This window comes from Peptoclostridium litorale DSM 5388, assembly GCF_900141635.1.
Lineage (GTDB): Bacteria > Bacillota > Clostridia > Peptostreptococcales > Peptostreptococcaceae > Peptoclostridium > Peptoclostridium litorale.
On record NZ_FSRH01000005.1, the window covers coordinates 119,645 to 139,073 of the forward strand.

Genomic DNA, 19,429 nt, shown 5'->3' on the forward strand with positions numbered 1-19,429 from the left:
TAAATGCTTGATACACCTAAGGCAAACAGGCTCCACATATCCATATTTGGAAAGAGAAATGCTGGAAAGTCAAGTCTTATAAATGCGCTTACAGGACAGGACATGGCTCTTGTTTCAGACGTTGCAGGTACTACCACCGATCCGGTGTACAAGGCAATGGAGCTTCTTCCTATAGGTCCTGTAGTTATAATAGACACTGCTGGACTCGACGATGAAGGCGAGATAGGCCAGCTGAGGATTAAAAAGTCAAGGGAAGTAATGGAAAAGACTGACCTTGCGCTTTTGGTATTCGACTCTGCAGACAGCCAATTTTCATTTGAAAAGTACTGGCACGGCCAGCTCAGAGAAAAAAACATACCCGTAGTCGGAGTCGTAAACAAGATAGACATAAGGGATGTAGAGCTTGAAAGCTATAAAAACGATTTCGACATGCCTTTTGTAAAGGTAAGCACGATAAATAATATAAATATAGACCTTTTGAAAAGGGCTATACAGGAAAACGCACCAAAGGACTTTGAAGCTGAAGTGATAGTGGGGGACATACTGCCTAAGAAGGCTATTGCAGTGCTTGTCGCTCCACAGGACATACAGGCTCCAAAGGGAAGGCTTATACTTCCGCAAGTCCAGACTATAAGGGACATACTGGATCATGATGCGATGGCGCTTACTGTAAAGGACGGTGAGCTGGAACAGCTTTTGGCTACCCTTGGAAGAGACCCTGACATAGTGATAACGGATTCGCAGATATTCGGCAAGATAAGCAATATTGTGCCAAGGCACATACCTTTGACATCATTTTCAGTGCTCATGGCGAGATACAAAGGAGACTTAAAGAGGCTCGTGGAAGGGGCAAGCCATATAGACGGCCTTAAATCCGGTGACAAGGTGCTTATAGCTGAGGCCTGCACACACCATGCCCTTGAAGGCGACATAGGAAGAGAGAAGCTTCCGAGATGGCTGAGAGAGTACACCGGGGCGGACCTGGAAATAACGGTCAAGGCGGGAGTGGATTTTTCGGACGACCTTTCGCAGTATTCGCTTGTAGTCCACTGCGGCGCATGCATGTTCAACAAAAAGCAGATGATGTCAAGGCTTGAAAAGACAGTGGGAAGCGGCATACCTATAACAAACTACGGGACTGCCATAGCGCATATGAACGGAATACTCGAAAGGGTAACAGAGATGTTCTTTGCTTAAAAAACAATACAAAAATGGAGCAGGCTCATGGTCTGCTCTGTTTTCGTATATATTGTGCATACATAATGGATGGGGAATGAACACTGATGAAAAATTCTAAAAAACTAAGGGGAATATGGCTGCCTTTGATAATAATAATGTCATGGGGGATATTTTCGAAAATGGGACTAATAAACGAATACATAATGCCTCCGCCTGAAAAGGTTATAAATACCGCCGCATCGCTTGTTAAAAGTGGACAGCTTCAAAGCCATATGAGGGTGAGCTTTGCAAGGGTTATTGCCGGATTTGCCATCACATTTGCTGCAGCTTTTCCTATCGCGGTACTTTCAGGAATGAGCAGAAAGTTCGAGGACTTTTTGAGGCCGACGCTTGAATTCATAAGGCATATTCCTCCAATAGCATTAATACCAATGCTCATACTGTGGTTTGGGATAGGAGAGGCGTCAAAGCTTTCTATAATATTTTTGGCGACGTTTTTCCCCATATATCTCAACACTGTCAGCGGGATAAAGGAGGCCGACAAAAAACTCATACAGGTGGGACGTGTATTCGAGCTCAGAGGCAGCGAAATATTTTTCAGAATAATATTGCCCCAGGCGATGCCTTCGATACTTGTTGGGATGCAAATAGGCCTTGGGTACAGCTGGAGGGCGCTAATAGGGGCTGAACTCATAGCTGCATCTTCCGGCGTAGGATATATGATAATAGACGCGGAGCAGCTTTCAAGGCCGGACATAATAATAATAGGCATAATTGCAATAGGGATTACAGGATACATAATAGACGCTGTTTTCATGGAGGTCACAAAAAGGATTACAAGCTGGAATGGGGGCGAGAGGGAAATTGGCGCAAATGTCGATAAGAAATGTTCATAAGACATATTCAATACAGGGTGAAAAAATACATGCACTAAAGGGTGTGGATATGGATATAGAAGATGGGAGTCTTGTTTGCATAGTAGGCAAGAGCGGATGCGGCAAGTCAACACTCTTAAAGCTAATGTGCTCACTGGAATCAAAGGACGAGGGAGACATAGCCTTTGGAAATGGCATAAAGGACCTGCCGAAAGTTTCGATAGTATTCCAGGAGCCGAGGCTCATGCCCTGGCTCACGGTCAGAAAAAACATAGAGTTTCCAATAAAGGGGAAACTCGGCAAAAAAGAGCTTGAAAAAAGAGTTACGGGACAGCTTGAAATGCTTGGAATAAGAGAGTTTGAAAATGCATATCCCAGCCAGGTATCTGGAGGGATGGCACAGAGGGTCTCTCTTGGAAGGACTCTTTGCTACGAGCCGGACATAATACTCATGGACGAGCCCCTTGGGGCGCTGGATGCATTCAACAGGAAAAAGCTTCAAGATGAAATAGTAAGCATATTCAAAAATGAGAAAAAGACAATACTTTTTGTGACGCATGACGTGGAAGAAGCCCTAATACTTGGGCAAAAAATAATAGTAATGGAAGAAGGGAAGGTCAAGGACAGTCTGGATGTGGAGATGGAATATCCAAGAAACCCGTCTTCGGTGGAATTTATAAATCTCAAAAAGAGGATACTTTCACTCATATTTGGATAATATATAACAGGAGGAATTGACGTGGACAAGAGGATTGGAGCAGTTGCAATAATAATAGAGGAGAAGGAGAGCGTTCAAAGGGCCAACACCATAATGAGCGAATACTCGGATATAATAGTGGGGAGAATGGGAATACCCTACAAGGAAAAAAACGTAAGCGTAATTTCGATAATAGTGGATGGAACCACGGACGAAATAGGAGCGCTGGCGGGAAAACTTGGAAAGCTACATGGGGTAATGGTTAAAAGCGCGCTTACAAAGAAATAAAACTGCGCTTTTTATAAATTAAAAAACGGGGGGAATACAGATGAGAAGTATGAAATCGCTAATTGCAATGATCATTTGCATGGCACTTGCACTTACAGGGTGTTCGAAAGGTGCGCAGGGAGAGGCGGCATCAGGGGATGCAGCGCCAGAGGTTGGAAAGATAAACATATCATATGTGAAACTGCCTCTTAACGTGCCTTCGATAGTTGAAAAGAAAAAAGGCATGTTTGAAGAGGAATTTGGAAGAGACGGCATAGAGGTGAGCTTTCCGGAAATAACACAAGGGTCGAAAATGACTCAGGCCGTTGCGGCTGGATCTCTTGATTTTTGTAATGCTCTCGGGGGGACATCTGCAATACTGGCTGCCGCAAACGGAGTGGACATAAAGGTGATAGGGATATACAGCAGGGCTCCAAAGGCTTTCACAATAATGTCAAGGGATGCGGGAGTAAAGTCCATGGCAGATCTAAGGGGCAAAAAGGTTGCGGGGCCGAAGGGAACAATACTCCATCAGCTTCTGATAGCGGGAGTCAACGAGGCTGGAATATCAATGGATGATGTGGAGTTCATAAACATGGGGATAGCTGAGGCGGTAGCGGCAATGAACAGCGGAAATGTGGACGCTGCACTTGTTGCAGGGCCAGCGGTTACAAAGGCTCTTTCAGATGGGGCTAATATAGTTACAACAGGCGAGGGGCTTTTGGATGCCACTATAGTAATAGGGGCAAGCGGAAAGTTCATAAACGAGCATCCTGACATGGTGAAAAGGTATATGGATGTTCATTCGAAAAGTCTTGATTTCATGAAGGAGAACAGGGAAGAGACAATAGAAATGGCCGCGCAGGAGACTGGAATATCAATGGATGATGTTGAGAAGATGTATGAGTGGTATGATTTCAGCCCGCAGATAAGCCAAAAGGATATAGAAGAGCTCAAAAAGACACAGGATTTTTTGATACAAAACGGAATGCTTGAAAAGGGAATAGACATAGATGGGATGATAGATAGTTCCTATGTTTCAAACTAGATTTGAATCAATAAATGAAACTTGTTGCCGGACATATGCACGCATGTCCGGCAATTTTGGTATAATATGTTTATAAGGTGCAGCAGGTGTGTATGACGAGGTGAGATATGTTTGATATAAAAAAGCAGCTGTCAATGCTTCCGAGTTCCCCGGGAGTTTATATAATGAAGGATGCCGTGGGAGATGTTATATATGTTGGAAAGGCCAAATCACTCAAAAATAGAGTGAGGCAGTATTTCCAAAATGCAGCTAAGCCGGCCAAGGTTGAATCAATGGTAAAAAACATAGCGGAGTTCGAGTATATAATAACCGATTCTGAGCTTGAGGCTCTCATACTCGAGTGCAATCTGATAAAAAAATACAGACCTAAATATAATGTTATATTCATGGATGACAAGACATACCCTTTCATAAAGGTTACTGTGAATGAGGAATACCCGAGAATACTGAAGGTCAGAAGCATAAGAAGCGACGGGGCGAAATACTTCGGGCCTTACACAAGTGAAGGGGCAGTAAACGATGTGATAAGGTTTTTGAAAAAGCTATATCCGATAAGAAGGTGTAAGAAAGATATAAGAAAGCTTATAAAAAGAGGGGAAAGGCATTGTCTTAACTACGACATAGGTGTGTGTTCAGGCCCTTGCAGGGGAATAGAGGGCAGACGGGAATATATGAAAATGGTGGACGAGATAGTACTTTTCTTGTCTGGGAAAAGCGACCAGATACTTAAAATACTCGAGGAAAGCATGAAAGAGGCATCTAGAGGGCTTGAATTTGAAAAGGCCGCATATTTCCGGGACAAGATTGAAAGCCTTAAAATACTTGCGCAAAGGCAAAAGATAGTGTCTAAGAATATGATAGACCAGGATTTTGTGGGAGTGGCATTTGAAAGCGGCAGGGCCTGCATACAGGTGTTTTTTGTAAGAGAAGGAAAGATAATGGGGCGGGAACACTTTATTGTAGAAGATGTTTCTAAGGACCAGGAAAGCGAAGTCATTTCATCTTTCATAAAGCATTTTTATTCTCTCCAGGGTTTCATACCAAAGGAGATAATAATTCCCGTAGAAACTGGTGATGAGGATGTGCTTCAAAGCTGGATTGAAGGCATAAAGGGGCAGAGAGTATATATTACGGTTCCTCAAAAGGGCGATAAAAAGCATATGGTGCAGATGGTTCAAAAGAACGCTCGGGAGGCGGTCCTAAAGTTTTCAAACATAAATAAAATAAAGGGAATTGGCGAAACACTTGAAGAACTCTGCGAGTTAATTGGACTTGAAAGCGTGCCAAGGAGAATAGAAGCGTTTGACATATCAAACATACAGGGCGTGGATTCAGTAGGGTCGATGGTTGTATTTACAAATGGAAAAAAGGACAACAGAGAATACAGAAGGTTCAAGATCAAAAATGTGGAGGGGCCTGACGATTACTCGTCCATGTGCGAAATAATCCATAGAAGGTTTAAAAAATGGGATACAAGGCCGGAACTTATATTTGTGGATGGGGGCAAGGGCCAGGTTGGGGTGGTAAAGAAACTTTTGGATTCGGAGGGCATAGATATTCCTGTATGGGGGATATTCAAGGATGATAGGCATAATACAAAGGGAATTGTAAATGGCGAAAAAGAGATAGTGCTTAAAAAGCCGTCAAGCCTGTTCAAGCTCATAGCTTCAGTACAAGATGAAATGCACAGATTTGCAATAACATACCACAGGTCTTTAAGACAAAGACGCATTCAAAGGTCCATTATAGATGAGATCCCCGGAGTTGGAAGGGCTAGAAAGTTATTGCTTTTATCGCGTTTTAAGACTGTTGAAAACATAAAGAATGCCTCGATAGAGGAGCTAAAAGGAGTGGAAGGTATAAATGCCAAGCTGGCTGAGCATATATACAGATTTTTCAGAGAGGAGAAAAGGCGTGATTGATGAAAGAAATGTTCCGGTAGATGAATTTGTGAGGGATTTGAACCTGGAAGTATTATACAAGAATGAAGGCAGCAGCTACCACATACAATCAGCAGATATAAACAGGCCAGGACTTCAACTGGCAGGCTTTTTCGAACACTTCTCACATGACAGGGTTCAAGTGATAGGAAAGGGCGAATATAAGTATTTTAACAGTTTGAGCAACGAGGTCAGAAATGAAAGGCTAAGAAAGCTACTTTCATATGAAATACCCGTACTTGTGCTGGCGAGGGGGCTTGAGGCGAGAACTGACTTTCTTAAGGCGGCCCAGGATTACAACAGGATTATACTAAGGTCTCAAATGGCGACCACCAGATTCATAAACAAGGCGTCGGCTTACCTAAATGAAAGGCTTGCCCCGTTTAAGACCATACATGGAGTACTTGTGGACATATATGGAATAGGTGTCCTTATAATGGGGAAAAGCGGTGTAGGAAAATCTGAAACCGCGCTGGAACTCATTAAAAGAGGCCACAGGCTCGTAGCCGATGATGCGGTTGAAATAAAGAGGATAGAAGAAGACGTCATACGTGGGGAAGCGCCTGAGATAATACGCTGTCTTATGGAAATAAGGGGAATAGGAATTCTTGACATAAAAAGCCTTTATGGAGTGGGTGCAATAAGGCAAAATAAAATAATCGACATGGTGGTGGAACTTGAAAATTGGGAAGAGGGAAAATATTATGACAGGCTGGGAATAGACGAGGAATACATGGATATTCTGGGAGTACCGATTGAAAAGCTTGTTATTCCGGTTAAGCCGGGAAGGAATCTTGCCATGATAATAGAAGTTGCAGCAAAAAATTTCAGGCAAAAAAAAATGGGGTATAATGCAGCTGAAATATTCAATCAAAAACTCATGAAAAAATTAAAAGATTAATTATTTGGTTGAAGACATGAATTTTGGGGCATGAATAAAAAAGAATGTACTGTGCATAAATATTATAGCGTAAAATGGCGAAAGTGTTGAATCTGTAGGAATTGTTATTAAATTCACATTTTGAATATTCGGTATAAATATTAATTATAAAATTCAAACAAAGAAAAGTGACTGGAAAATAATTTACATGATTACAAAACCCTGTTTAAACGGGGTTTTATATTGTTTTTGCAATAAACAAATATACTTATTATCAGTGAAAAACCTAGGATTCGGTACATATAGCTATAAAAAGAAAGTATTGAATGTTTTAAAAAGTCACACAAATCGACTGTGAAATAATCGTGATTACTAAAAAAGGCATGCCAACTATAACGGATTGTTATAGAATATGCTGTTAAAAAATTAATAAAATTATTGTACTATCCAAATAAGTTTGATATAATTTAGATAATATTTAGAAAAAGCTTTTAACAATAGGGGTTTTTGAGGAGGTCATAGTTACAAGGTATGCCTCTTGAAACAATAAAATTTAGTAATTGCAATGTAAATACTACAAAGAGTCAAAAAAAGAAATGGTTAGTTATTTAATTAATTTTAATCTCATCTGAAATTAATTATTTTAAACATATTTCTTCTTTTTCATTATTTAATTATTTTTTATTTCTCAAATAGAAGGAGTGGATTTTAAATGGCAAAGAACGTTTTCACAGAAGAAAATTTTAAAAAGCTTGACCTTATAATAGCGGAAAACAAGGGTAAGCCTGGGGCTTTGATGCCAGTACTTCATGAAGCGCAAAAGATATTTGGGTGCGTGGCGCTTGAGGTTCAAAAGAAGATATCGGAAGGGCTTAACGTACCTTTGGCCGAGATATATGGAGTTTCTACATTCTACTCTCAGTTTTCTCTTGAGCCAAAGGGAGACTATGTAATAGGAATATGCCTTGGAACGGCATGCTACGTTAAGGGAGCTCAAAGCATTATAGAAAAGGTTTGCAGGGAGCTTGACATGGAGGTAGGAAAGACTAGTGCGGACGGTAAATTCACTATTGTTGCTACAAGATGCGTAGGAGCATGCGGTCTTGCACCTGTTGTTACCATAAATGAAGATGTCTATGGAAAAATAGTTGCCGAAGATGTTCCAGGAATACTTGCAAAATATTAAGCGAAAAATTTGTTGGATACTCTGTACTGGTACTAATGGAAAATAGAAGTAAGTAAAATGATTGGGGGTAAATTGTAATGGCTTATAAAAATACTGTATTGCTTTGTGCGGGAACTGGGTGTAGTTCGTCAGGTTCTATTAAGATACTTAAAAGAATGGAAGAACTTCTTGAGGAAAAGGGAATAAGGGATCAGGTTAAAGTGGTGAAAACGGGTTGCTTCGGACTTTGTGCAGTAGGTCCTATAGTTGTAGTTTATCCAGAAGGAGCTTTCTATGCTCACGTTAAAGAAGAAGATACAGACAGGATAGTAAACGAGCACATTGTAGAAGGAAAGATAGTAAAAGATCTTCTTTACAAGGAGGCTGTGACTGAAGATGGAGAAATAAGACCCTTTGAAGAAGTTCCATTTTACAGCAAGCAGGTAAGGATAGCCCTTGAGAACTGCGGACGTATTCAGGCAGAAGATATAAATGACTATATAGAATGTGCTGAAGGCTATAAAGCTGCTAAAAAAGCCATAACTGAGATGACAAGAGAAGAAGTTATAGATGAGATAAAAAGATCTGGACTTAGAGGCCGTGGCGGCGGAGGATTCCCGACTGGTCTTAAGTGGCAGTTTGCATATAATGCACCAGGAGACGAGAAGTATGTAATATGTAATGCCGACGAGGGAGACCCAGGGGCATTCATGGACAGATCAGTGCTTGAAGGAGACGCTCACTGCGTATTCGAGGCCATGATGATAACTGCATATGCAATAGGAGCCAACCATGGATATATATATATAAGGGCTGAGTATCCAGTTGCTATACACAGACTTGAGATTGCTCTTGAGCAGGCTAGAGAAGCAGGATATCTTGGCAAGAATGTAATGGGAACAGGATTCGACTTCGACATAGAACTTAAACTGGGCGCAGGAGCTTTTGTGTGTGGAGAGGAAACTGCACTTATAAACTCTATAGAAGGAAAACGTGGAATGCCTAATCCAAAGCCTCCATTCCCTGCTAACAAGGGTGTATGGGGCAAGCCTACAATAATAAACAATGTTGAGACATTTGCAAATATTCCAAAGATAATACTTAAGGGAGCTGACTGGTTCACTTCAATAGGAACTGAAAAGTCTCCAGGAACAAAGGTATTTGCTCTTGGCGGAAAGATAGAAAACGTTGGTCTTGTTGAAATACCAATGGGAACTCCTCTTAGAGAGATAGTATATGATATAGGTGGAGGAATACCAAATGGAAAAGCTTTCAAGGCTGTTCAAACAGGTGGACCATCAGGCGGATGTATACCTGCACAATATCTTGACACTCCAATAGACTTTGATTCACTTACAGCTCTTGGATCTATGATGGGTTCAGGTGGTATGATAATAATGGACGAAGACAACTGTATGATAGACATAGCTAAATTCTTCCTTGACTTTACTGTTGAAGAGTCATGCGGCAAGTGTACTCCATGTAGAGAAGGTACAAAGAGAATGCTTGAGATTCTCGAGAGGATATCGGACGGTCATGGAACTATGGAAGACCTAGACAAGCTTGAGACTCTTGCAGAGACAATCAAATCGACAGCGCTTTGCGGGCTTGGACAGACAGCTCCAAACCCAGTTCTTTCTACGCTTAAATTCTTCAGAGACGAGTATATAGCGCATGTTGTCGACAAGAGATGTCCTGCTGGAACATGTACTGCACTTCTTGAGTACGATATTACAGATAAGTGTATAGGATGTACTAAGTGTGCAAGAGTTTGTCCTGTGGGCGCTATAACAGGAAAAGTTAAAGAAAAGCACATAATAGATATAGACAAGTGTATCAAGTGCGGTGCTTGTATGGATGCATGTCCGGTAAACGCTATAATCAAGAAGTAGTGAATGTAGAGTAAATATTGGAGAGAGGGTGTCAAATTATGAATATGGTAAATATAACTATAGATGGCAGACAAGTTGCAGTTCCTGAAAACTATACAGTGCTAGACGCGTCTAGAGAAATTGGAATAAATATACCTACGCTTTGCTATCTTAAGGATATAAATAAAACTGGTGCATGCAGAATGTGTCTTGTTGAAGTAGAAGGTGTTAAAAACCTTCAAACATCATGCGTTTTTCCAGTAAGGGAGGGTCTTGTAGTCAAGACTAATACTAAGAGAGTGAGGGATGCCAGAAGAGGAAACCTTCAGCTTATACTTTCTAACCACCACAGAGACTGTCTTTCGTGTTTTAGAAATGGAACTTGCGAGCTTCAGACAATTTGTGACGATATGGGCCTTACAGAACTTGAATTTGAACCTCCAAAAGAACTAAAGCCTGTAGACATGCTTTCAGATTCAATAGTAAGAGACCCTAACAAATGTATACTATGCGGAAGATGCGTTGCGGTATGTAATGATGTTCAGGAAATAGGAATACTTGCATTTACAAACAGGGGTGTTGAGACAGAAGTTGCTCCGGCGTTTGGAAAGAGTATGGCTGATTCACCATGCATATATTGCGGACAGTGTATAAATGTATGTCCAGTTGCAGCTCTTAGAGAAAAGACTGAAATGGACAAGGCTTGGGAAGCTATTGAAGACGAGTCTAAACATGTTGTAGTTGCAACTGCTCCAGCGGTGAGAGCGGCTCTTGGAGAAGTGTTTGGAAATCCAATAGGAACAAGAACTACTGGAAAGATGTTTACAGCTCTTAAAATGCTTGGATTCGACAAGGTATTCGATGTAAACTTTGCGGCAGACCTTACAATAATGGAAGAGGGAACGGAGCTTCTAGGAAGAATCAAAAACGGCGGAACGCTTCCTATGATAACTTCATGCTCTCCAGGATGGGTAAGATATATAGAGTACCAATATCCAGAGCTTCTTGACCATGTATCTTCTTGCAAGTCTCCTCAGCAGATGATGGGAGCTATGCTCAAGTCTCACTACGCTGAGATGAACAACATAGATCCAAAAGACATGGTCGTTGTTTCAATAATGCCATGTGTTTCTAAAAAGACTGAAGCTGCGAAAGAAGAAATGATAGGTTCTCACGGAACGAGAGACATCGACATAGTTCTTACTACAAGAGAGCTTGGAAAGATGATAAAAGAGGCGAGAATAGAGTTCAACGACCTTCCAGATTCAAATCCGGATGAATACTATGGAGACTATACGGGAGCTGCCGTAATATTCGGAACTACTGGCGGAGTTATGGAAGCTGCGATAAGAACAGTAGCTGACATAGTGACAGGAAAAGACCTAGAAGACATAGAATATACTGCGGTAAGAGGACTTGAGGGAATAAAGGAAGCTACTGTCAAGATAGGCGATATGGACGTGAAGGTTGCAATTGCACACGGAACTGCCAATGCAGGAAAGCTCATGGAGCTTATAAAGGAAGGGAAGGCAGACTACCACTTCATAGAGATAATGGGATGTTCGGGAGGATGCGTAACAGGTGGAGGACAGCCTCATGTTGACTCAAGAACGAAAGAAAAGATAGACATAAGAGCTGAAAGAGCAAAAGCTCTATATACAGAAGATAAATTAAGAGACAAGAGAAAGTCTCACCAGAATCCATCTATACAAAAGCTTTACAAGGAGTACCTTGGAGAGCCAAATGGACACAAGGCTCACGAACTTCTTCACACTCACTACAAAAAAAGAGAGATACTTTAATTAGATGCCATTTAAAATGATATAAAAGGACAGGAGCGAGAATGATGTTATTCTCGCTCCTGTCTTTGCATTACAAAGAGTTTGATAAATAGCCATGCAAAAACATGCCGTATTTACTCGAGATGCTAAATATGGTAAGCTTTATCTGAAACCAGAGGGCATAACAAACAAAGAGACAGGGGTGAAAAAATTGAAAAGGAGAAGTATGACTTCGACATCATACATAGCAAGAACGGGGATACTGCTGGCGTTGGCAGTCATATTCCAAGTGGGTTTCAGGAGCTTTGCGCAGCCACTTGTGGGGCCTCTTGTAAACATGACTTTGATAATAAGTGTGCTTTCGGTGGGAGTTGCTTCGGGGCTGACGATAGGATGCTTTACTCCGCTGATAGCATTTTTCATGGGGATAATGCCTCTTTTTCCGCTAGTACCTATAATAATGGCGGGAAATGCAATATTCGTAAGCGCATTCGCATTTATAAGGGATAGAACTTCGGACAGTGGAGAATACCTTGCACTTGTTGCAGCTGCGCTTTTGAAATTCGCATTTTTGGCTATTTCGGTGAGGAAACTTCTGGTGATTTTCATACCAAAGGTTCCGCAAAGCATAGTAGCTGCATTTTCGATTCCGCAGCTCTATACTGCGCTTGCGGGAGGCATAATAGCAATAGTGTTACACAAGATTATAAAAAATAATTATTAGAATAAAAGTCAAAAACATGTAAAAAAAGCCTTAACTGTACAAATTTAATAAAAAAATATCATCATATAATCGCTTCAGGCGGCTATATATTTTGATTTGATGTGAGGATTTATGCAGCGGATTCAATAATTATTGAATCCGCTTTTTTAATTATATCAATATAAATGTTGAATATGCTGGTGCGTATAAGTGTATAGATTATTGGTTTTTAATTGTCAAATGTATAATAAAAAGCTGTAAGAGACCTTTGTAAGGGGTATTATATTATCTGAAGGCTTGTAATTCGAATGTATTTTGATAAATATATAATATTTGCAATATTCGGAAATTATATGATATATTTTTATGAAACATAATTCTATTTGGAACGGAGTGAGAAAGTGAAAAGTATAGAACTTGTCATAGATGGAAAACAGGTGGTTGTGCCTGATAACTATACAATAATAAAGGCGGCAGAAAAACTGGGTATTGAAATACCGGCGCTTTGCTACGATCCGAGTCTTGAAATAGTTGCATCATGCAGGCTTTGCGTTGTGGAGGTTGAGGGGTTGTCGGGTCTTCAGACGGCATGCTCTACAAAGGTATGCGAAGGAATGGTTGTCAGTACAAAGACTCAAAAGGTCATAGCGGCGAGAAGGATGATTCTTCAGCTGTTTCTGGACAATCATCCGAATGACTGCCTGACATGCCAAAAGGCCGGGGAATGCCTACTTCAAAAATATGCATATGAGTATGACGTAAAGTTTTCTGAGCAGAGTTCAAGCATAAGCCTTAAAATAGATGATTCGAATCCATATGTGCTCAGGGACGAGAGCAAGTGCATACTCTGCGGAAAATGCGTGAGGGTGTGCGAACAGGTAGAAGAAAGAGCTGTGCTGTCGTTTGCAAACCGAGGTATTGAAATGAAGGTTGTAGCCGATGACGACAGGTCCATGGGAAACTCGAGTTGCGTGTCATGCCAAAGATGTATTAGCGTATGTCCAGTGGGTGCGCTTATGGATGCGAGAAATATGAACAAATACAGAAGCTGGGAGCTTGAAAAAGAGGAGATAAGATGCAGCGTATGCCAGTATGGATGCAGTTTTGAAATTCTTAAAAAAGGCAGCAATATTGTGGGGGTGCGTGCTATGGCGCCGGGCGGTGGAAGGCCGCTTTGCCTGAAGGGAAGGCTTGCAAATGAGCTTAACTATGTGGACATGAGTGAAATAGCCCCTGTATACGTAAAGCGTGGGCAGGAGTATGTCCAGACTACGTGGACTCAGGCACTGGCGCTCAACAGGATAGTAAACAGGCTAAAAATGCTTGATGGCAAGGAATAATACTATAGGGCAGGTAAGGAGGCATGTATGGTTTCTATAACAATAAATGGCAACAAGGTAGATGTTCCAAATGATTATACGGTGCTCAAGGCTTGCAGGCAGGAAGGGATAGATATTCCGACATTTTGCGAGGATGAAAGATTAAGGCCCAGCGGTGCATGCAGGATGTGTCTTGTAGAGGTTGCGGGCAGTGGAAAAATTGTAACCTCATGCAGCGAAAAGGTATGGGAGGGCATGGAGGTAAGAACAAACAGTAAAAGAGTCATGGATGCAAGGAAGCAGGTTCTCAAGCTAATTGTAATGGACCATCCGCTTGACTGTTTGACATGTGAAAAATCCGGGGAGTGCAAGCTTCAGGATTACTGCTATGAATACGAAGTCGGCAGCAAATTAAAGGGCAAGACTGAAAGAAGGCTTCCCATAGACGACAGCAATCCATTTTACTATTTTGATCCTGACAAATGCATAAAATGCGGGAAGTGCGTGAGGATATGTTCGGAGCTTCAGTGCAGTGACGCAATACTTATGGAACAGAGGGGGCTCGATACGAAGGTTTCTACGCCTTTTGGGGAAAACCTTGAAAACTCTCCATGCGTCTCTTGCGGTAACTGCGTTTCATACTGTCCTGTAGGGGCCCTTATGCCGAAGAGCAAAACGAGATACAGGGCTTGGGAAACCAAGAAGGTGAGGACCACATGCGCTTACTGCGGCGTGGGCTGCCAGATAGATATCACAGTAAAGGGAGACCGGATTGTGGAGGCAAAGCCGGCAATAGGCAAGGCGAATGAAGGGCTTCTCTGCGTAAAGGGCAAGTTTGCATATGGATTTGTAAACCATCCGGACAGGCTCAAAACTCCGCTTGTGAGAAAAGACGGAAAGCTTGTGGAGACCAGCTGGGAAGAGGCGTACAGCATTATTGCGAGCAAGATTACCGATATAAAGGCAAAACACGGAGCGGGTGCTTTTGCAGGATTAACATCTGCAAGATGTACAAACGAGGAGAACTATCTTTTCCAAAAGCTATTCAGAGGCGTAATAGGCACCAACAATGTGGACCACTGCGCAAGATTGTGACATTCTTCCACTGTTGCAGGTCTTGCAACAACGCTTGGAAGTGGAGCCATGACTAACAGCATAGCGGAGATAATAGATGCTGATGCAATATTCGTTACGGGTTCGAATACCACTGAAAACCACCCGGTAATAGGGGCTAAGATAAAGCAGGCGGTAAGAAAAGGAGCCAGGCTTATAGTGGCAGACCCTAGAAGGATAGAGCTTGCAGATGACGCTGACGTATTCCTTCAGATAAGGCCTGGTAGCAATATAGCTCTTGCAAACTCAATGATGAATGTGATAATAAGCGAAAACCTCATGGACAGGTCTTATATAGAAGAAAGGACTGAAAACTACGAGGAGCTTTGTGCACTCGTTGAAAAATACACTCCTGACGAAGGGGCCAGAATATGCGGCGTAAGTGCAGACGACATAGTGCGTGCGGCGAAGATTTACGCAGGCGCTAAAAAAGCGGGTATATACTATGCAATGGGAATAACCCAGCACACAACTGGAACAGACAATGTAATGTCTCTTTCTAACCTTTCGCTTCTTTGCGGAAACATAGGGATAGAGTCTGCTGGTGTGAATCCGCTTAGAGGGCAAAACAACGTTCAGGGAGCCTGTGATATGGGAGGTCTTCCAGCGGATCTTCCGGGATACCAGAAGGTTTTCAAGCCCGAGGTCATAGACAAGTTCCAAAAGGCATGGGGAGCCCCGCTTTCAGACAAGGTAGGGCTTACAATTCCTGAGATGATGCACGGTGCTGGAGACGGCAGTATAAAAATGATATATATAATGGGCGAAAACCCTATGGTTTCAGACCCTGACATAAAACACGTCAAAGAAGAGCTTGAAAATCTTGAGCTGCTGGTTGTTCAGGACATATTCCTGACAGAGACTGCAGAGCTTGCAGACGTTGTTCTTCCTGCAGCATCATTTGCCGAAAAGGACGGAACATTCACAAACACTGAAAGAAGAGTCCAAAGGGTAAGAAAGGCCGTAAATCCTGTGGGAGGTTCCAAGGCCGACTGGAAGATACTAAACGACATAATGATGGCCCTGGGGTTGGACAAGGAATATGAATCCACAGAGGAGATATTTGACGAGATAGCGTCCCTCACACCCCAATACGGAGGAATTGACTACAAGAGAATTGAAAATGAAGGCGGGCTTCAATGGCCTTGCCCTACAAAGGACCACCCTGGAACAAAATACCTTCACTCGGCCTCTATCGCAAGGGGAAAAGGACTGTTCGTACCTTGTGAATACATGGAGAGCGCAGAGACTCCGGACAGGCAGTATCCTCTGATAATGACTACGGGAAGGGTGCTTTACCACTACCATACAAGAACAATGACAGGAAAGATAGAAGGGCTCAACCAAAAGTCGCCGTGCTCATATGTGGAGATAAACCCGGCGACAGCAAACAAGCTTGGAATAGCCGATGGAGAAATTGTAAGGGTGGTTTCGAAACGTGGAGAAATAGAGACTATGGCAAAGCTTACGGATATAGTGGAGGAAGAGGTAGTTTTCATGCCTTTCCACTTTGCAAATGGAGCGGCCAACATGCTTACAAATACAGAGCTTGATCCGAAATCCAAAATACCTGAACTCAAAGTATGTGCAGTAAGGATTGAAAAGGTGTAAAATAGGATTAAAAACAAAGAGGTGGATTGGATGAAGGCAGGGATAATCACGGTAAGCGACAAGGGATATGCAGGTGAAAGGGAAGACCTGAGCGGAAAAGAGATAATGAATCTGCTGAAAGGCGCCGGCCACGAAGCTATAGAGTATACAATAGTTGCGGACGAGGAGGACATGATATACAAGGCGATAATCAGGATGTGCGACGAGTGCAGTCTCGACATTGTGCTTACAACGGGAGGAACGGGCTTTAGCAAAAGGGACGTGACGCCTGAGGCCACATCGAGGGCAATAGAAAGGTTCGCTCCGGGAATATGCGAGGCAATAAGATACAACAGCCTTTCAATAACAAAAAGGGCGATGCTTTCAAGGGCTGTGTCTGGAATAAGAGGGGAGACTCTGATAATAAACCTTCCAGGAAGCCCTAAGGCCGTAAGGGAGTCACTGGAATTTGTAATGGACAGCGTAGAGCATGGCGTAGATATACTAAAAGGGGTTGCGGGAGAGTGTGCCAGAAAATAAAAAAATTTGGAAGCGCCATAGTGCTTGCAGGCGGAAAAAGCTCAAGAATGGGATTTGACAAGCAGTTTATAAGTATAAACGAAAGAAGGCTTATGGACAGCATAGTATCAAGGCTTTCCAGGGTGTTTGACGACATAGTCATAGTCTCGAACACCCCTAAGATATACATGGGAATCTCATACAATGTGGTCACAGACAGCATAAGGGGAAAGGGCCCCCTTGGAGGAATACATGCAGGTCTAAAGGCCGCAAAATACAAGTACTGCTACCTCATGGCCTGCGATATGCCCAATATAAACTTTGACTATATAGACTATATGAAGAACAGTATAAAGCTCGAAGTTGAATCGGGAGTAGACATAAAGGCCTGCGTGACAAGGCAGAACATATGGGTTGAGCCGTTCAATGCATTCTATTCAAAGGATATGATTTCGGATATAGAGGATCATTTAAAGGGCAGCAGGATGTCTGTGCTTTCGCTCCTTGAAAAGCTGGATACCCTCTATGTAGAAGAAGAAAGTGCAAGGAGATTCAGCCCGTGCTGGGACATGTTCTTCAATATGAATACAAAACACGACATAGATCTGTATATGGAATCAATTGGAGAGTGATGAATTTTATCATGAAAACTTCTGAATTTTATAGTATAATCAAATACAATAATGGAAAGATGGTCGACAATCCAGATGATATTGCAGTGGAATATTCTCTTGATGTGTATGTCAACGGTCAAAAGTTTGTGAGGCTCTTATGTACGCCAAAGTCCCTAAAGAGCCTTTGCCTGGGATTCTTGAGATCTGAAGGTATTATAGAAAGCGATGGGGATGTCGAGAGCTTTCATTTTGACGAGGAAGAGTGCAGCGCGTTCATCGAAACAAGGAAAGATGACAAAATATTTGGAATTGAAGAAAAAAAGCTCAACGTGGTGGGAACCAGCAAGGGAATGGTTTCTGAGGACATTTACGGCAAAAACTTCAAGCAAACAGAAAATGAAGCTGACAATATTGCCAGAGATGTTGATTTTAAAAAGCTTTTAGAGACTGTAGAAAGATTCGGGCAGATGTCGGAGCTTTTCAAAAATACCGGCTGCGCCCACAGCTGCGGGGCGGGAAGCGTTGGAAATATAGAAGTGTTTGAGGATGACATAGGACGCCACAATGCACTGGACAAGGTAGTGGGAAGCTGCATGCTAAGGGGAATTGACACGTCGAAAGTGATACTGTTCCTCAGCGGAAGGGTTTCGTCTGAGATGCTCCTAAAGGCACTTGGAGGCGGATTCAGGGCCGTGGTATCAAGGTCGGCGCCGACGAATGCGGCAGTCGACATTGCAAGAAAAAACGGCATATTCCTTTGCGGATTCGCAAGGGAAGACAAAATTAATATATATTCCGGTTTTCCGAGCTAGTGAGTCTAAAGGTTTTCCACGACCAACTAGCCTATGGGTCATGGGAGAAATCCCGCGGCCTCCCGCATTTGGAAAGGAAAATCTTGACCTGATTTTAGGTTTGAGACAATCCTTTTTTGGATTGTCTTTTTTTGCTTGAGATAAAAAATACATATAAGGGGGAAATAAAATGAAAAAATTACTATCTATTTTAATGGCGCTAGTCCTTTCTATAGGACTATTTGCAGGATGCACGGGGGAAAAGGCCGAGCCAGAGCAGGTTCAAAATGGGAGCATAATACTTTCGACTACCACAAGCACAAGGGACAGCGGACTTTTGGACTACATACTTCCCGAGTTTACAAAGGATACGGGAATAGAAGTGAAGGTAGTTGCGGTTGGAACTGGAAAGGCTCTTGAAATGGGCAAAAACGGAGAGGCTGATGTGCTTCTTGTTCATGCAAAGGCTTCTGAAGAGGCGTTTGTAGAGGCGGGCGACGGCCTTGAAAGACATGATGTGATGTACAACGATTTTGTGCTTGTGGGACCACAGGGCGACCCTGCAGGTGTTAAGGAAGCTGCGCCAAGCGACATAGTTGCTGCATTTGAAAAGATAAACTCTGACAAGTTGAAGTTCGTATCAAGAGGAGACGATTCGGGAACACACAAAAAAGAGCTTGCCCTTTGGAGCGATACGGGAATAACTCCAGAAGGAGACTATTATGTTGAAGCTGGAAGCGGAATGGCCGACGTTCTTAAAATGGCAGATGAGATGAAAGCATACACTCTTACAGACAGGGCAACTTACCTGAACCTCAAGGACAACCTAAGTCTTGAAATTGCTGTTGAAAAAGACGAAAAGATGTTTAATCAGTACGGGGTAATACCTGTAAATCCTGAAAAGACTGAAAATATAAATGCACAAGGCGCAAAGGCCTTTGTGGACTGGCTGCTTTCAGAAAAGGCTCAGAAGATGATAAGTGAATACGGAGTGGATAGATTTGGAATGCCTCTTTTCACACCTAATGCATCTAAATAATATGTGAAAGACCAATCAGGCTGAAATATCTTGAACCA

At 42.4% G+C, this 19,429-nt stretch carries 17 protein-coding genes and 1 riboswitch; all 17 genes read left to right on the top strand.

What is annotated here, in order from left to right; all coding sequences use genetic code 11:
• The first annotated feature begins 3 nt into the window (after positions 1-3).
• Positions 4-1,197: a [FeFe] hydrogenase H-cluster maturation GTPase HydF gene (hydF, locus tag BUQ87_RS06325; RefSeq protein WP_038266087.1), complete on the top strand. Its 1,194-nt coding sequence runs from the start codon at positions 4-6 to the stop codon at positions 1,195-1,197.
• Positions 1,198-1,283: 86 nt separating this feature from the next.
• Entirely contained in the window at positions 1,284-2,075 is a 792-nt protein-coding gene (locus BUQ87_RS06330) for an ABC transporter permease (protein WP_038266090.1), read from the top strand.
• Entirely contained in the window at positions 2,053-2,772 is a 720-nt protein-coding gene (locus tag BUQ87_RS06335) for an ABC transporter ATP-binding protein (RefSeq protein ID WP_038266092.1), read from the top strand. The genes BUQ87_RS06330 and BUQ87_RS06335 overlap by 23 nt, the downstream gene beginning before the upstream one ends.
• Before the next feature lie 21 nt (positions 2,773-2,793).
• On the top strand, positions 2,794-3,039 hold the full coding sequence (locus BUQ87_RS06340) for a TM1266 family iron-only hydrogenase system putative regulator (RefSeq protein ID WP_038266094.1): 246 nt from the start codon (positions 2,794-2,796) through the stop codon (positions 3,037-3,039).
• Positions 3,040-3,079: 40 nt separating this feature from the next.
• Positions 3,080-4,066: an ABC transporter substrate-binding protein gene (locus tag BUQ87_RS06345; RefSeq protein WP_052636175.1), complete on the top strand. Its 987-nt coding sequence runs from the start codon at positions 3,080-3,082 to the stop codon at positions 4,064-4,066.
• Positions 4,067-4,173: 107 nt separating this feature from the next.
• Positions 4,174-5,988, top strand: coding sequence for an excinuclease ABC subunit UvrC (uvrC, locus tag BUQ87_RS06350; protein ID WP_038266096.1), 1,815 nt, complete (start codon positions 4,174-4,176; stop codon positions 5,986-5,988).
• Complete coding sequence (gene hprK, locus BUQ87_RS06355) at positions 5,981-6,907, top strand: HPr(Ser) kinase/phosphatase (protein WP_038266320.1); 927 nt, start codon at positions 5,981-5,983, stop codon at positions 6,905-6,907. The genes uvrC and hprK overlap by 8 nt, the downstream gene beginning before the upstream one ends.
• A gap of 691 nt (positions 6,908-7,598) precedes the next feature.
• Positions 7,599-8,072, top strand: a complete 474-nt coding sequence (locus BUQ87_RS06360) for an NADH-quinone oxidoreductase subunit NuoE family protein (protein ID WP_038266099.1) — start codon at positions 7,599-7,601, stop codon at positions 8,070-8,072.
• 77 nt (positions 8,073-8,149) lie between these two features.
• A complete protein-coding gene (gene nuoF / locus BUQ87_RS06365; protein WP_038266101.1) occupies positions 8,150-9,943 on the top strand; it encodes an NADH-quinone oxidoreductase subunit NuoF in 1,794 nt (597 codons plus the stop codon).
• 38 nt (positions 9,944-9,981) lie between these two features.
• Entirely contained in the window at positions 9,982-11,724 is a 1,743-nt protein-coding gene (locus BUQ87_RS06370) for an NADH-dependent [FeFe] hydrogenase, group A6 (RefSeq protein ID WP_038266104.1), read from the top strand.
• Positions 11,725-11,914: 190 nt separating this feature from the next.
• Complete coding sequence (locus BUQ87_RS06375) at positions 11,915-12,427, top strand: ECF transporter S component (RefSeq protein ID WP_242943792.1); 513 nt, start codon at positions 11,915-11,917, stop codon at positions 12,425-12,427.
• A 380-nt stretch (positions 12,428-12,807) separates the two neighbouring features.
• A complete protein-coding gene (locus tag BUQ87_RS06380; RefSeq protein WP_038266106.1) occupies positions 12,808-13,746 on the top strand; it encodes an NADH-quinone oxidoreductase subunit G in 939 nt (312 codons plus the stop codon).
• Between the two features lie 27 nt (positions 13,747-13,773).
• Positions 13,774-16,449: a formate dehydrogenase subunit alpha gene (fdhF, locus tag BUQ87_RS14955; protein ID WP_077216595.1), complete on the top strand. Its 2,676-nt coding sequence runs from the start codon at positions 13,774-13,776 to the stop codon at positions 16,447-16,449.
• 30 nt (positions 16,450-16,479) lie between these two features.
• Entirely contained in the window at positions 16,480-16,968 is a 489-nt protein-coding gene (locus BUQ87_RS06395) for a MogA/MoaB family molybdenum cofactor biosynthesis protein (RefSeq protein WP_038266114.1), read from the top strand.
• Positions 16,953-17,579, top strand: a complete 627-nt coding sequence (gene mobA / locus BUQ87_RS06400; protein WP_200774447.1) for a molybdenum cofactor guanylyltransferase — start codon at positions 16,953-16,955, stop codon at positions 17,577-17,579. Before BUQ87_RS06395 ends, mobA begins: the two co-directional genes overlap by 16 nt.
• A gap of 11 nt (positions 17,580-17,590) precedes the next feature.
• The gene (gene fdhD / locus BUQ87_RS06405) at positions 17,591-18,373 is read left to right on the top strand and encodes a formate dehydrogenase accessory sulfurtransferase FdhD (RefSeq protein WP_159434278.1); all 783 of its coding nucleotides are present in this window, start codon (positions 17,591-17,593) and stop codon (positions 18,371-18,373) included.
• A riboswitch (molybdenum cofactor riboswitch) is annotated at positions 18,351-18,468 on the top strand. It overlaps the preceding gene by 23 nt.
• 74 nt (positions 18,469-18,542) lie before the next feature.
• Positions 18,543-19,391 carry an ABC transporter substrate-binding protein gene (locus BUQ87_RS06410; protein ID WP_038266119.1) on the top strand — a complete coding sequence of 283 codons (849 nt, stop codon included), beginning with the start codon at positions 18,543-18,545 and terminating at the stop codon, positions 19,389-19,391.
• Positions 19,392-19,429: the final 38 nt, after the last annotated feature.

Excerpts from the sequence above, each read along its gene's own strand:
- nuoF (WP_038266101.1), top strand. The coding sequence starts at position 8,150 with ATGGCTTATAAAAATACTGTATTGCTTTGTGCGGGAACTGGGTGTAGT.
- BUQ87_RS06330 (WP_038266090.1), top strand. The coding sequence starts at position 1,284 with ATGAAAAATTCTAAAAAACTAAGGGGAATATGGCTGCCTTTGATAATA.
- BUQ87_RS06335 (WP_038266092.1), top strand. The coding sequence starts at position 2,053 with ATGTCGATAAGAAATGTTCATAAGACATATTCAATACAGGGTGAAAAA.
- hydF (WP_038266087.1), top strand. The coding sequence starts at position 4 with ATGCTTGATACACCTAAGGCAAACAGGCTCCACATATCCATATTTGGA.
- fdhD (WP_159434278.1), top strand. The coding sequence starts at position 17,591 with ATGAAAACTTCTGAATTTTATAGTATAATCAAATACAATAATGGAAAG.
- BUQ87_RS06360 (WP_038266099.1), top strand. The coding sequence starts at position 7,599 with ATGGCAAAGAACGTTTTCACAGAAGAAAATTTTAAAAAGCTTGACCTT.
- BUQ87_RS06345 (WP_052636175.1), top strand. The coding sequence starts at position 3,080 with ATGAGAAGTATGAAATCGCTAATTGCAATGATCATTTGCATGGCACTT.
- BUQ87_RS06395 (WP_038266114.1), top strand. The coding sequence starts at position 16,480 with ATGAAGGCAGGGATAATCACGGTAAGCGACAAGGGATATGCAGGTGAA.
- BUQ87_RS06410 (WP_038266119.1), top strand. The coding sequence starts at position 18,543 with ATGAAAAAATTACTATCTATTTTAATGGCGCTAGTCCTTTCTATAGGA.
- BUQ87_RS06370 (WP_038266104.1), top strand. The coding sequence starts at position 9,982 with ATGAATATGGTAAATATAACTATAGATGGCAGACAAGTTGCAGTTCCT.
- uvrC (WP_038266096.1), top strand. The coding sequence starts at position 4,174 with ATGTTTGATATAAAAAAGCAGCTGTCAATGCTTCCGAGTTCCCCGGGA.